The organism is Bradyrhizobium sp. CCBAU 53351 (assembly GCF_015291745.1).
Taxonomy (GTDB): domain Bacteria; phylum Pseudomonadota; class Alphaproteobacteria; order Rhizobiales; family Xanthobacteraceae; genus Bradyrhizobium.
Window position 1 is genome coordinate 5244401 of sequence record NZ_CP030059.1, and the last position, 13768, is coordinate 5258168.

9 protein-coding genes are annotated in these 13768 nt (G+C 64.8%); 4 read left to right on the plus strand and 5 right to left on the minus strand.

Annotated elements, in window-relative coordinates; translation table 11 throughout:
- Positions 1 to 21: 21 nt before the first annotated feature.
- The 3 genes from XH83_RS24910 to purU form a co-directional block, all read right to left on the minus strand.
- On the minus strand, positions 22 to 672 hold the full coding sequence (locus XH83_RS24910; RefSeq protein ID WP_194403344.1) for a hypothetical protein: 651 nt from the start codon (positions 670 to 672) through the stop codon (positions 22 to 24).
- Positions 669 to 3215: a hypothetical protein gene (locus XH83_RS24915; protein ID WP_194403345.1), complete on the minus strand. Its 2547-nt coding sequence runs from the start codon at positions 3213 to 3215 to the stop codon at positions 669 to 671. The genes XH83_RS24910 and XH83_RS24915 overlap by 4 nt, the downstream gene beginning before the upstream one ends.
- Before the next feature lie 113 nt (positions 3216 to 3328).
- The gene (gene purU / locus XH83_RS24920; protein WP_194408393.1) at positions 3329 to 4192 is read right to left on the minus strand and encodes a formyltetrahydrofolate deformylase; all 864 of its coding nucleotides are present in this window, start codon (positions 4190 to 4192) and stop codon (positions 3329 to 3331) included.
- A 150-nt stretch (positions 4193 to 4342) separates the two neighbouring features.
- Here purU and XH83_RS24925 point away from each other — a divergent pair, with 150 nt between their 5' ends.
- On the plus strand, positions 4343 to 5182 hold the full coding sequence (locus tag XH83_RS24925) for a uroporphyrinogen-III synthase (RefSeq protein ID WP_194403346.1): 840 nt from the start codon (positions 4343 to 4345) through the stop codon (positions 5180 to 5182).
- Positions 5183 to 5194: 12 nt separating this feature from the next.
- On the opposite strand, the gene XH83_RS24930 is transcribed toward XH83_RS24925, so the two are convergent.
- Positions 5195 to 8326: a CHAT domain-containing tetratricopeptide repeat protein gene (locus XH83_RS24930; RefSeq protein WP_194403347.1), complete on the minus strand. Its 3132-nt coding sequence runs from the start codon at positions 8324 to 8326 to the stop codon at positions 5195 to 5197.
- A 367-nt stretch (positions 8327 to 8693) separates the two neighbouring features.
- On the opposite strand from XH83_RS24930, the gene XH83_RS24935 reads away from it, so the two are divergent.
- Positions 8694 to 9956 carry an MFS transporter gene (locus tag XH83_RS24935; protein WP_194403348.1) on the plus strand — a complete coding sequence of 421 codons (1263 nt, stop codon included), beginning with the start codon at positions 8694 to 8696 and terminating at the stop codon, positions 9954 to 9956.
- A gap of 7 nt (positions 9957 to 9963) precedes the next feature.
- On the opposite strand, the gene XH83_RS24940 is transcribed toward XH83_RS24935, so the two are convergent.
- Positions 9964 to 10638, minus strand: coding sequence for a Crp/Fnr family transcriptional regulator (locus XH83_RS24940; protein WP_194403349.1), 675 nt, complete (start codon positions 10636 to 10638; stop codon positions 9964 to 9966).
- 335 nt (positions 10639 to 10973) lie between these two features.
- Between XH83_RS24940 and XH83_RS24945 the strand changes: the two genes are divergently transcribed.
- Positions 10974 to 11795 carry an ABC transporter ATP-binding protein gene (locus tag XH83_RS24945; RefSeq protein ID WP_194403350.1) on the plus strand — a complete coding sequence of 274 codons (822 nt, stop codon included), beginning with the start codon at positions 10974 to 10976 and terminating at the stop codon, positions 11793 to 11795.
- Positions 11792 to 13723, plus strand: a complete 1932-nt coding sequence (locus tag XH83_RS24950; RefSeq protein ID WP_194403351.1) for a long-chain fatty acid--CoA ligase — start codon at positions 11792 to 11794, stop codon at positions 13721 to 13723. Before XH83_RS24945 ends, XH83_RS24950 begins: the two co-directional genes overlap by 4 nt.
- Positions 13724 to 13768 lie beyond the last annotated feature (45 nt).

Consider the following 13768-nt stretch of genomic DNA (forward strand, 5'->3'; position numbering starts at 1 on the left):
CCGCCGGACGCGCTATCAGAGCTAATTGATTTCCCGGGCTGCATCAAACGGCGGCTGGCGCCAGTTCTCGTAGTCCCCATCCGCCTGGATTTCCTTCAGATAGGCCACCCACGATCCGATCCGCTCCTTCTGGAGTTCGATCCGCGGCCGCGACTTCGGGTCGAAACGGACGGCGTTCTTGAAATCGGAATCCGCCAAAGCGTCTTCGCCTACGCTCAGATAGACGGTGCCGCGGTTCGCGTAGTTCTCGCCCAGGGCCGTTCCTTTGGTGAGTTGTATCGCGCGATCGTAATCCTCCAGCGCGGCCTTCACCTCACGTTTGGCGGCGTGGAGATTGGCGCGCAGTCCGTAAGCGTAACCAGCCTTGGGATCGATGTTCAATGCATAGTCGTAATCTGCCAGCGCGCGATTCTGCTCGCCCGTCCGTACATAGGCAAATCCACGGAACGCCGCGATCGCTGCAAGCGCGGTGGCCGGCGCGGGGCGACCGTCAACGGTGCGCCGGGTGGAAAGAAACGCGCCGCATGACTGGATAATTGCGGCGGGATCTGCCTTGATATCGCGGCACACTTTGAGGTCTTGATTGGTCTGGGCGGTGGCTGCGTCGGGCGCAAGACATCTCAAGAGAGCCAAACCGAAAGCCAACTGCGAGAGTCGTCTGGATATCTTCATTTGAGGTCCAACTTCAGATTAGCCGCGTTCAGCGCGCGCGCAAACGCGGCCACTTCACCGTAAGCCAGCACGGTCCGGACGATCCTCTCGCGTGCGTAGTAGCTGAAATTGTCCTGCAGGTGCTTGAGATTGGCCACGTGGGAAGGCGAGATGTCGCCCCGGGCAATGCGATGACCGTCAGGAAGATGCCCGCCTGTTGCCGACGGCGTCGTCAAGGGGACCAGCGTCGTTGCGAGGTTGATACGCGAGCGCTTCAGCTCTCCATCATCAGTCTCGGCGAGAGCTATTTCACTGATGTTGAAGTAAACCGCAACGTTGCTCGATATGACGGGCTTCGTCACGTACCCCGGCAAGAACTTGTAGTCGGTGAGTTCCGCATTCGTGAACGTGATCGCGCCGAGAAAGCGATCGGCGGTCTTGAGGTTGCGAACGACCGTGCCATTCTTGGGCAGAGCACCATAGACGAGCGAGACCGCCTCGCCGAGCGAAACACCAAGCTTGTCGTCGGCGAGGAGAGCCTTGTAGATCTGCGCAAGCTCGTCTGCGGTGACCGGGTTCACGTAGACAAGGTCGTCATTCAGGATGAAGGCGTTGGCCTTCGCGAGATACGTTACCTTGTTGGCGAACTTCAGGTCTGCGATCCCTTCGAGCGTCACTCCGCCGGGGATCGACTGATACTTCGAGACGATCGTCTTTGCAGAAGTCTGCGTCACCGGGTCGTATCGGGAGCTGACGCTGCTTAACCCGCTCACATCGGACTCCCGATACCGGGGCTTGGTCTGCGGTCCAGCTGACGGCGGCCCGGCCTGTCTGGCCGGAGCATTCTGGGGACGAGCGAGTTGCTGCTGCTTCGCGCGGACCGCGAGGATCGCGCGGCGGCGATATTCGCTGGGCAGCCCGACAATGAATTTCGCGAACGCCTCGTCCCGGTCTTCCTCCGGCAATTGCGCGAGATACTCGACGCCCCGCAGGATCTCCTGATCCTTGTCCGCGGGGCCGGGGCTTGCCGGATCAATCGCAGCGGCCGCTTTGGCCTTGGCGGCGCCACAAGCATAGAGCCGGCCGCAATTCGGATCGACGCTGGCGCCATCCCATTCACCAGACGATTGCTGGTGCGCTTCGAGCGAGTCGCCGGGAAATGCGAGACCCGTCTCGTCGCAGCAGAGCATCACGGCCGGAATGCGCGTTTGAGTGGGATCCGCCGGGTTCTCCCAGCGCGCATGCGATGGATTGAAAACGAAGCCATCCGGACTGTGGTACCCTTTGGACGAATAGGTTTGCAGATTATCGCCAGTCCCCCTCAGAACGGGGCCTCGGCCCGATTGGCTCCGGTCGACATTCCGCGCCGCCAGCGTGTCCTTGGAATCGGGGGCAGCGCCCGCGGCCTGGCCTTCCGGCGCGCTTTGAGCTCGATTGGCTTCGGCCGCGCTCGGATTTTGCCCGGAGACCGGTCGACCATCCGTCGTGCGTTGCTCCGCAGTTATCTGCTGAGCTGCCGCTGAGGATGTGCCCTGCGGAGAGGTCGCGGCCGGAGCATTCGCGGGAGCTTCTGCGGCGGACCGGCCCTGCGGCGACGCATCACCGCTGACACCGCTTGGCGAATCCTGGCGATCCGCACTGACCGGCGCACCATTCCCCGAAAGCCGCACCATTGGCGGCTTTACGGACTCTCGGTAGCCCTGCAGCACGCTGGACTCCGCAATGCGCCGTATGCGCTGGTTCGCCTGCTCGAGGTCGGCGGGGGACCTGATCTGGCCGATGCGGCCGATCTCACTCTCGATCCGACCGGCAAGCTCTCGCGCGTCGCGCGGCTGCCCGACCGCCGCCTGCAGTCCGTCGTCGGACGCGCCCACCATCAACTGCTCTTCGAGGGACCTGGCGCGGGCGAGGCGCGCCGTCATCAATTGGTTCGACAGGAACTGGATGGCCTCGTCGTAGGACAGTGGCGCATTCTGCTTGACGATCTTGCGATAGATCGCGGCGTTCTCCCGATAGGCCGCGATGCCGTTCAGATAGTCTGTCCGAACGACGGCCAATGCGAGCTTGTTCGGGTTGGCCGCGGCTTCGGCCGCCCACGCCTTGAACTTCTGTTTCGCAGCCGCCAGCGCCGATTCGCCGGCGCGCGAGCCGGGGGACGCACTCTCTGGAAGCGAACGCTGCCAGCTCTCGACAAGTCGCCCCGAGGCCTGATCGGCGAAAATAGCCGCCCGGTTGGCCGGACTGAAGAACGCCCGGTTGGAGTCGGAATTTCGAATTTGCTCGTTCAACACGCCCGCCGTCAGGAGTGCCTGCCGGCGCGTCTCGTCCTCAACCGGCTCATGTCCTCCCTGGCGCGCAACCTCGGTCCCGTTGACCACATAGACTGCGCCGTTGACGAGGACCTGCAATTCCTCCGCCGCCACCGACTGGATCCAGAGTGACGGGACAAAAGCAAAGCCGAGCGCCGCCAGGATCACGCGTTTGGCGGGCGAAACAACTTTGGTTGAAATCAATGAAGTCGACGCGTGATCCTGACCAGCGCAGCCAGATCGCCCCATGCCCATGTAGCATTCCCCCAAGCCCCGCATGGATTTTGCCCAGTGGTCCGGGGGTTGTCGAGGGGCTAGGGAAAATTCGGCAGTGCAGCAATGAACACGCCTGACGTGCAGCTGCGATGCTAATCCACGAACACCACGGTCTTGCGGCCGTTGAGGATGACGCGGTCGTCGAGATGGTAGCGGATCGCGCGGGCGAGCACGCGGCGCTCGATGTCGCGCCCCTTGCGGACGAGATCTTCCGGCGTGTCGCGATGACTGATGCGCTCGACGTCCTGGTCGATGATCGGGCCCTCGTCGAGATCGCGCGTGACGTAATGGGCCGTGGCGCCGATCAGCTTGACGCCACGCTCATGGGCCTGGTGATACGGCTTTGCGCCCTTGAAGCCCGGCAGGAACGAGTGGTGGATGTTGATGCAGCGCCCCGAAAGCTTCGCCGACAGATCATCCGACAGGATCTGCATATAGCGGGCGAGCACGACGAGGTCGGTCTTCGTGTTCGAGACGAGCTCCATGATCTGCGCTTCCTGCTCGCGCTTGGTCTCCTTGGTCACCGGCAGATGGTGGAACGGGATCCCGCCGAAATCGAGCCCACCATAGACCTCGCGCGGGTGGTTGGAGACGATCGCAGCGAGCGTCATCGGCAATTCGCCGGTGCGCCAGCGATAGAGGATGTCGACTAGGCAGTGGTCGGACTTCGACACCAGCAGCATCACCTTGCGATGCGCGGCGCGGTCGCGCATCTGCCATTCCATGCCGAAACGCTCGGCGATCGCCGCAAAGCCGGTCTGCAGCGCCGACAGTTCCACGGCAAGGTCGGCCGCGGTGAACACGACGCGCATGAAGAATTTCTTGGTCTCGATGTCGTCGAACTGCTGGGCGTCGAGAATGTTCTGTCCGTTGTGGGCGAGGAACGTCGACACCGCCGAGACGATGCCAGGCCGGTCCGGACAGGACAAGGTCAGAACATATTGATGATCGGGCATGTTGATGAACGGCTTGGCTCTTGATGAAGGATTGTGCAGCGGTAGATCCGCGAGTTGCGCCATGCTCTAGCACCGACGCTGCCCTTGCGCCAATCCCAACCACGGAGTCAGGATGAACGGACGATTGCGAATGACCACCGGAGAATCCCCATGGCCGACCGTTTGAACGGCACCCGCATCCTGATCCTGGAAACGCGCGAAGAGGCGCAGTTTTCCAAGCTGCTCGCCGAGCAAGGCGCCGAGGTCGTGCAATGCCCGATGTTCACCATCCACGATGCGCCGGACCCGGCCCCGGTCGAGGCCTGGATCCGCCGCGCCATCGAGAAGCCGCTTGACGACCTCGTGCTGATGACCGGCGAAGGCCTGCGGCGGATCATGAAGCTGGCCCGCGCCCGCGGGCTCGATTCCGCGCTCGTTGCGGCGCTCGCCAAGACCCGGAAATTCACGCGGGGCCCAAAGCCCGGCAAGGCGCTGCGCGAGGTCGGTCTGGAGGCGCAGCAGACCACGGAGAAACCGACCACCGACGGCGTGATCGAGATGCTGGGCAAGCTCGACCTCAATGGACGGCGTCTCGGCCTGCAGCTCTATCCGGACAAGGATCACAGCGCGCTGACCGGCGCGATCGCCGCGCAAGGCGCCGCGATCGATACGGTGCTGCCGTATGTCTACGATTCCAGCGCAGCCGATACCAACATCGTCACGGCGATCGACGACATGGCCGCGGGGCGGATAGATGCGCTCGCGCTCACCAATCTCGGCCAGGTCCGCCGCCTGATCGAGGCGGCAAAGGCGCATGGCAGCGAGGCCAAGCTGCGCGCCGGTCTCGAACGGACGCTGATCGCGTCGGTCGGCCCGGCGGTGTCGGGCGAGCTCGCCGCTCACGGCCTGCGCACCGACGTTTCGCCGGCGGAAGACGCCTATTTCATGCGTCCGCTGATCTCGGCGATGGCCACGGCGCTGGCAGAGCGCAAGCCGGCCGCGACGCGCTGATCCATCGTGCCGCTACATCGAGGTATTGCCCACCAGCACGAACGGCGCCCAGATGCCGGGCTGCGCATTCGCGCCACCCCTCGCAATCAAGACGGAGATCGAGCGGCGCAGCGCCTCGGCGCGGCCGATGTCGGGATGGGCGTTGATGGCATCCATCGTGCCAGTGGTGATGACAACCGCGGCATCCGAGTTGACCGCCCAGTGCGAGACCAGCAGCGCGCGCGTGCCCGCATAGAAGAAGGCCCGCGCGAGACCGGAGAAGGCCTCGGAATTGGCAGCCTGGCCGCCGGCGGTGTTGCACGCCGACAGGATCACCCAGTCGGCATCGAGCCTAAGGCCCGAAATCTCCGACGAGGAGAGATAGCCGTCATCGGCTTGCGTCGCGGTCGCCGGCGGGCTCAAGATCAACCCGGGCTCGATCGAGCCGCGCACCTGCCCCGCCAGCGCGCCATGCGTCGCGAAATGCAGGATGCGATATTTCGCGAGATCGCCGCTCTGGCTGAGCGTCTTCATCCTCGTCTCGGACGCATCATTGGCGAGCACGACATCGCCTTTGACCGGCGCGAAGCTGTCGGCCACGGCGCATAATTCGACCGCGGTTTCCGGCAGCGGCATCTGGCGCCGGAGCTGCGCAATGTCCGCCGTGGCGCCCGACAGCGCGTCGACGGCGCGCAGGCTCCGTTGTGCGACCTTGGTAGCCTGCGTCGGGATGACGGCGCAGCTCTGGATCTGGCGCGCCAGCTTGGCGCGCGAGATCGAAAGCTCGCTGCGGCCATCGCCGTCCAGCGTGGGATTGCCGACGCCGAGGAACGGTTTCGACGCCGTGCTCCCGCGCGCGACCTGGCGCAGGGCCTTGAGACTGGAGGCGGACGGCAACACCGTGGTCGCAAATCGCTTGACCAGCCAGGGGGCCTTCGCGAGGTCTCCACCCGTCACGGGCTTGTCGGTCAACAGGACCTGGAAAGGCAGCGTCGCCAGTGGGCCCGACGGCACCAGGATCAGTTCCTTGCCGTCGATGTCGCGCGCAACCGGACCAAGCAGGGCCTGGTAAAGCGCAAAGGCGCGCTCCTGATCGAACGGCAGCGGCTCGTCTGCGCCCAGTGGAGCATTGCGGCCGAGCTTCTGCGGGCACATGGATGCCTTGTCCAGCCATGCCTCCGCGTCGAGACCACAGCGCAGCGCGCCGACGGTCTCCTTGAGCTGGCTCTCGCCGAGATCGGCGGCATGCCAGCGCACATCCGAGCGCGTCACGGTCCAGACGAACGTCGCGCGCGAGGTCGTCGCAAACAGCAGCACCGCCTCATTGGGACGAAGCTGCCTCTGGACGTCCTCGATCGCGATCGGCGTCCTGGTCACCAGCGCCGCATAATCCGGAAACTGCGCGGCGATTGTACGATCCAACTCCCGAATCTGATCCGCGAGGGCCGAGGCCCGGGCACGAAGCGCCTGTTCTGCGGCCGCATCGCGCGCGACATTGGCTTGCGAGATCGCCGCCACCAGCAGCTTGTCGGTCGCCGCCGCCTGCGTGCCGAGGTCCTGCCGCTCCCGGACGCGGGCCGCCAGATCATTGCGCCCATCGGCAATGCGGGCCGACATCGCGGTTATCGCCCGCGCGGCCTGCTCGTCACCGATCCACTGCGCCGCCTCGAACGCCTGCGATCGCAAGGCGCTCCTCTGCTCGTCATTGGCGGCGCGCGCGAGATTGTAGGCGGCGGCGATCAATCCCGGATATGGATTGGTGTCTTCACGGGCTTTGAGGTCGCTGCGACCCTCTTCGCCGAACTCCGCGATCCGGCGACCGCTCTGGATCGCCACCGCCCGCGCAAATGCGGCGCGCGCCTGCGGCCAGTCCTGCAAATCGAGAAAATGGGCGCCGAGATTGGCTAGGCTAGAGGCGATGTCCGGATGCGTCTCGCCGAGCGCGTGCAGTCGGATATCCAGCGCGCGTTTCAGGAGCGGCTCGGCCTCCTGCGCCCGGCCGGTGCTGTCCAGGATGACGGCGAGATTGTTCAGGCTGTTCGCGACCAGCGGGTGAGAGGCGCCGAGGGCGGCTTCGCGTAGCGCGAGCGAGCGGCGCGCGAACGGCTCAGCCTCGGCGTACCGATCACCGTCGCCCAGCAAGGTCACCAGATTGTCGAGAGCGATGGCAACGTCGAGATGCCCGGGACCGAGCGCTTTCTCGCGTATGGCGAGCGATTTGCGCAAGATCTGCTCGGCCTCCTGCTTGCGATTGAGATGGGCCCAGGCCTCGGCAAGATTGTTCAGAGCCGTCGCCACGTTCGGATGCGCCGCTCCGAAAGCTTTTTCCTGGATGGCGAGCGCCCGCGTCAGCAGCCCCTCGGCCTCGGCGTCCCGGCCTTCTCGCGAAAACACCAAAGCGAGATTGTTGAGGCTCGCCGCGACGTCGGAATGATCGGGCCCGAGCGTCTTCTCCCTGATGGCCAGAGCCCGCCGGGCCAATTGCTCGGCGTCCTGAAGCCGGCCCTGCGCACGCCGGAGTTCGCCGAGATTGCTCAGCGTCGCGGTCAGATAGATGCTGTCCGCGCCGTGCTGCTTCTCCTGAAGCGCGAGCGCTTCGGCGAAACTCGCTTCGGCCTGCTGCAACCGGCCTTGCGCGCGATTGACCTCCGCGATGTTGTTCAGCGTCACCGGGATCATGATGTCAGCCTGCCCCGAAGTCTTCCTGAAGACCACGAGCGCGCGACTGAACATGTCGAGCGCCTCGGTCTCCTTCATCTGACGGTGGCGGAGATTGCCGAGTTGCATGCGCGCAAGGGCCGTCGTGAGATGGTCGGAGCCCAGCACGCTCTCGTTGATGGCGATGGCGCGTGACATGTCCCGCTCGGCCTCGCTCAGCCGGTTCAGGCCGAGCTCGATCTGGCCGAGCGTGCCGAGCACGGCGGCGACGTCTGGATGATTGGGCCCGAGGCTCTTCTCGCGAATCGCAAGAGCCCGCCGCAGCACGGCTTCAGCCTCCGTCGTCTCGCCTTGCGCCTGGAGCGACTGACCCAGCACCACCAGCGTGGTTGCCGTCAGCGGCGACTGCCGGCCCGCGCTCTTCTCGGCCTCGCCAACGAGCTTTCGCGCAAGCCCCACCGCCTCGCCGTAGCGGCCCTCCTTCGCCAGCGACGTAATGCGCTGCATCAACGCCAGCATGTCCTGCGGACCCGCCCGGCAGGGCGATACGACCATGCCCACGAGAAGCAAGAAACCCAACAGCCGCGCAGTCAAACCATGCCAAGACACCAACATGCCGCAATTGCTCCGTCCGCCCGCCCACCGTCTCCTAAGGTCACAGCAAAATGAAAACTGTGTGACCTCGCCGGCAGATCCAGGACCGCAACAACGGGCCTGCAGCCGGGCCGACAGTGTCGCCGGCGCACGGCGAATCGCCCGTTGTCGTCGAGCATGACGCCATGCGGCAGCTTCAATTGACATGAACGCCGCCAGCGCTACGCTTGCAAAGAACAATAACAAGGCAGGGAATCGCCGTGATACGAGCCATCGCGCCTTGAGCACAGCCGCACGACCTTCCGCGCTGGCGCCATTCCGCATCCGCAACTATCGCTTTCAGTGGCCATCCGATCTGCTCACCTCCTGGGCGTTCGAGGTGGAGACGCTGGTGCTCGGCTGGTACATTTTGGTCGAGACCGGCTCGGTGCTGCTGCTCACCGTGCTTGCTTCGCTCCAGTTCGTCGGGACGTTGGTCGCGCCGGTGTTCGGCATGATCGGCGATCGCATGGGCCATCGCGATCTCCTGGTCGTGATGCGTCTTGCTTATACGGTGCTGTCGTCGACCATCATGGTTCTGGCGCTGACCGGTCATCTGTCGCCGCTGAGTGTCATGATCATCGTCGCGATCATGGGCCTGATTCGTCCCTCCGATCTCGGCGTCCGGGGCGCCCTGCTCGCCGAGATCATGCCGGCCGAGCAGTTGGTGGGCGCCATCAGCGTGGCGCGCACCACGCAGGACAGCGCGCGCATCGCCGGCGCGTTGACCGGCGCCGGCTTGTTCGCCGTCCTCGGCATCGGCCTCGTCTATGTGGCAATCGCCTGCCTCTACTTCGTGGCCGCGCTTCTCATGCTCTGCCTGACCCGCCCCAAGAGGACCGTCATCACGAGCGATCTTCCGGCAAACAGTCATGCAGTGTCGCGACTATTGGGCGACCTCAAGGAAGGCATCGTCTACGCCTGGAATGGCCCGGGAATGCGTGCGGCGCTCTGCGTCGCCTTCCTGGCCAATCTCACTGCATTTCCCTTCACTGGCGGACTGTTGCCCTACATCGCCCGCGAGATCTTTCACACCGACCAGACCGGCCTTGGTTACCTCTCGGCGAGCTTCGCCGTTGGCTCGCTGATCGGCTCCATCACGCTCAGCCTCGTCAGCGGAGTGCGCATTGCCCGGCTTCTGATCGGCGCGACACTGGCCTGGTACGCCATGCTGCTGGTGTTCGTGGAAATCAGGACCATGCCGGTGGCGATGGCCTGCCTCGTACTCGCCGGTATCGCGCAGAGCATGTCGATGATCTCGGCAGCCGTGATTCTGATGCGGACGGCCAGTGCGCATCTGCGCGGCCGTGTGATGGGCGTGCGGATGATGGTGATCTACGGCCTGCCGATCGGATTGCTCGCGGCCGGCAGCCTGATCGACATCATCGGCTATTCCGCGACCGGTTCACTCTATGGCGCCGCGGGCTTCGTCGCGATGCTGGCGATCGCGATCCGCTGGCGCGCCGATCTGTGGCCGGTGCACGCGCCCGCCAATGCGCGATGAAGCCGCCTTAGTCCCCGTATCCGCGCAGCCGCTCGACATCGAGGATGGTGACGCCGCCATATTCGAGCCGCAGCAGACCTTCCTTTTCCAGCCGGTTCAGCGCGCGGTTGGCGTTCTGGCGCGACATGCCGGAGAGCGCACCGATCTCCTCCTGGGTGATCTCCAGATGTGCGGTCGATTCCGGATAGAGGATCGGGTTGAACAGCGAGGCGATGCTGCGGGCAAGGCGTGCAGTGGCATCCAGCGTGCGGTTGACCTCGAGCATGCCGATGAACTGGCCGAGCCGTTCGTTGAGCTGGCGCACCAGAAAGCGGTTGAAGCCGACGCTGTTCTCGAACAGCCACATGAAGGCGCTGCGTTCCATCAACGCGACGCGGCTGTCGCGCAGCGCGACCACGTCATAGCGCCGCGGCTCGTTCTTCAGCACGCTGCCTTCGCCGAACCAGGCCCCTGCCGTCAGCCCGGCGAGGCTGGTCTCCTTGCCGTCCCGCGAGACCCCGCCCATGCGGGCAAGGCCGCCCACCATGCCGGCCCAATAGGCAAAGATATCGCCGCGCATGAACACGGTCTCGCCGGTGCCGTAGGACCGCTCCGTGATTCCGGCACGCGCGACCTCGATCTCCGCTTGCGTGAGCTCGCGCGACCACGCGGCGACGCGCTTCAGATGATCTTCTGAAATCATGATCTCGCGGCCAGCCGCACCGTTTCGTCACTCCACCTTCTGTTGCATTGCAACATGATTATTGCGACCGCCATCCGACGAAAGATGAAGGCCGCGGCCGCCCGGCAAACTTTGTCGCAGAATTGTCAGCCGGGAGACATTTCAAAATAGCGCTTTCCCCTATTGAGGACCACCTCGGGAGATGCGGCTTTCGATCCCAGCGGGAACGAGAGTGGCGCGGCTCCGGTCGAGACCATCTGCTGCATGGCCTGACCGGCACCACCGTACTAGGATCGCCCGACGGAACGGACGAAGAGCGCCGCTAAAAGGCGCCATCACCGGGAGGGTTTCGTTTGGTGGCTACCAGTCTCGAAGTGCGCGGCGTGTCCTTGCGATTCGGCGGCGTCCGTGCGCTGACCGATGTCAGCTTCGCCATCAAGGACGGCGAGCTGTTCTCGATCATCGGGCCCAACGGCGCCGGCAAGACCTCGATCGTGAACTGTATTTCCGGTCGCTACAAGCCGACCGAAGGCCAGCTCTTCTATGGGGATCGCGACATCACCGGCCTGACGCCGAATGCGCGGGCCTCGCTCGGGATCGGCCGCACCTTCCAGAATCTGGCGCTGTTCCACCACATGAGCGTGCTCGACAACATCATGGTCGGCCGCCATCACCTCCTCAAGAACAACTTCCTCACGGGCTCGCTGTACTGGCTCACCGGCGCGCGCAAGGAGGAGCTCGAGCACCGCCGCAAGGTCGAGGAGATCATCGACTTCCTCGATCTGCAGTCGGTGCGGAAGGCGCAAGCCGGCACCCTCTCCTATGGCCTGCGCAAGCGCGTGGAGCTCGCCCGCGCGATGGCGCTGGAGCCGCGCCTCATCCTCCTCGACGAGCCGATGGCCGGCATGAACTTCGAGGAGAAGGAGGACATGGCCCGTTACATCGTCGATCTCAACGAGGAGTTCGGGATGACCGTGGTGATGATCGAGCACGACATGGGCGTGGTGATGGACATCTCCCATCGCGTCATGGTGCTGGATTTCGGCAAGAAGATCGCCGAGGGCGACCCGGCGGCGGTGCTCGCCGATCCCCACGTCAGGCGCGCTTATCTCGGCGAAGAAGACGAGGTGCTGGTCGATCCCGACGACGAGCCCGCAGCTCCGGAGTGCGCGGCATGATGGATTACGCAGGCCGCGTCGCCCTGGCCGACACCTATCCGAAGATGCTCCGGCTCAACGCCAAGGAGCACGGCAACGAGATCGCATTGCGCGAGAAGGATCTCGGGCTCTGGCGGTTGTTCACCTGGAACGACTATCAGGCCCGCGTCCGCGACTTCGCGCTCGGTCTCGTCGAAATGGGCCTTGGCCGCGGCGACGTCGTCGGCATCATCGGCGACAACCGGCCGGACTGGGTCGCGGCGGAAGTGGCGACGCACGCCATCGGCGGCCTCAGCCTCGGGCTTTATCGCGACGTGCTCGACGAGGAGGCCTCCTATCTCCTCAACTATGGCGAGGCGCAGCTGGTCTTCGCCGAGGACGAGGAGCAGGTCGACAAACTGCTCACCCTCGCCGAGCGCGCGCCGAAGCTGAAGCACATCATCTATTCCGATCCACGCGGCATGCGGAAATACGACGATCCCAGGCTGATGTCGGCGGAGACATTTGCCGAGCTCGGCCGCGCCCGTGCGGCGCGCGAGCCCGAACTTTACGACAGACTGGTCGATGCCACCAAGGGCGAGGACGTCGCGATCCTCTGCACCACGTCGGGCACCACGTCCCATCCCAAGCTCGCGATGCTCGCCGCCGGTCGCGTGCTCGGTCACTGCGCGACCTACCTCGCCTTCGACCCCAAGGGCCCGGACGACGAATACGTCTCGGTGCTGCCGCTGCCGTGGATCATGGAGCAGGTCTACGTGCTCGGCAAAGGCCTGCTCTGCCGGATGAAGATCAACTTCGTCGAAGAGCCTGACACGATGATGAACGATCTGCGCGAGATCGCGCCGACATTCGTGCTCTTTGCCCCCAGGGTCTGGGAATCCATCGCCGCCGACGTCAGGGCGAAGGTGATGGACGCCACGCCTCTCAAGCAGCGCCTGTTCGACGTTGGGATGAAATCGGGCCTGGCCGCGCTCGAACAGGGCAAGCGTTCGGGCCTTGCCGACGCGATCCTGTTCCGCGCGCTGCGCGATCGCCTCGGCTTCACCCGCCTGCGCTCGGCCGCGACCGGCGGCGCGGCGCTCGGCCCCGAGACCTTCAAGTTCTTCCAGGCCATGGGCGTGCCGCTGCGTACGCTGTACGGCCAGACCGAGCTGCTTGGAGCCTACACGCTGCATCCCGAGGGTAAGGTCGATCCTGACACGACCGGCGTGCCGATGGCCGACAATGTCGAGATCCGCATCGACAATCCCGACGTCCACGGCGTCGGCGAGATCGTGGTGCGGCATCCCAACATGTTCCTCGGCTATTACAAGAATCCCGAGGCGAGCGTCGCCGACATCAGGGACGGCTGGATGTTGTCGGGCGATGCCGGCTATTTCAACGCCGACCAGCAACTCGTCGTCATCGACCGCATCAAGGATCTCGCCGAGACCTCGCGCGGCGAGCGCTTCTCGCCGCAATTCATCGAGAACAAGCTGAAATTCTCGCCCTATATCGCCGAAGCCGTGGTGCTGGGCGCCGGCCGCGACGCGCTCGCGGCGATGATCTGCATCCGCTACTCCATCATCTCGAAATGGGCGGAGAAGAACCGCCTTTCCTTCACCACCTACAGCGACCTCGCTTCGCGACCCGAGGTCTATGCGCTGCTTCGCAAGGAGGTCGAGACCGTCAATGCCACGCTGCCGCCCGCGCAGCGCATCTCGCGCTTCCTCTTGCTCTACAAGGAGCTCGATGCCGACGACGGCGAGCTCACCCGCACGCGAAAGGTGCGCCGCAGCGTCATCAACGAGAAATACGCCGGGATCATCGACGCCATCTACCGCGGCGATGCCGAGATCCCCGTCGACACCGTGATCCGCTTCCAGGACGGCACCACCCAGCGGGTGCGCACCACGCTGCGCGTGGTGGATCTGGGGATGCACGGGCATATGGCGGAGGCGGCGGAGTGAAGCACCTTCCGACCAAGCGCACGATGCCGGCCGATGCGCCCTCTC

What these genes read in the sequence shown, in the direction of transcription:
- XH83_RS24910 (WP_194403344.1), bottom strand. Translation starts at nt 672, where the DNA reads ATGAAGATATCCAGACGACTCTCGCAGTTGGCTTTCGGTTTGGCTCTC.
- purU (WP_194408393.1), bottom strand. Translation starts at nt 4,192, where the DNA reads ATGCCCGATCATCAATATGTTCTGACCTTGTCCTGTCCGGACCGGCCT.
- XH83_RS24950 (WP_194403351.1), top strand. Translation starts at nt 11,792, where the DNA reads ATGATGGATTACGCAGGCCGCGTCGCCCTGGCCGACACCTATCCGAAG.
- XH83_RS24925 (WP_194403346.1), top strand. Translation starts at nt 4,343, where the DNA reads ATGGCCGACCGTTTGAACGGCACCCGCATCCTGATCCTGGAAACGCGC.
- XH83_RS24930 (WP_194403347.1), bottom strand. Translation starts at nt 8,326, where the DNA reads ATGCAGCGCATTACGTCGCTGGCGAAGGAGGGCCGCTACGGCGAGGCG.
- XH83_RS24940 (WP_194403349.1), bottom strand. Translation starts at nt 10,638, where the DNA reads ATGATTTCAGAAGATCATCTGAAGCGCGTCGCCGCGTGGTCGCGCGAG.
- XH83_RS24915 (WP_194403345.1), bottom strand. Translation starts at nt 3,215, where the DNA reads ATGGGCATGGGGCGATCTGGCTGCGCTGGTCAGGATCACGCGTCGACT.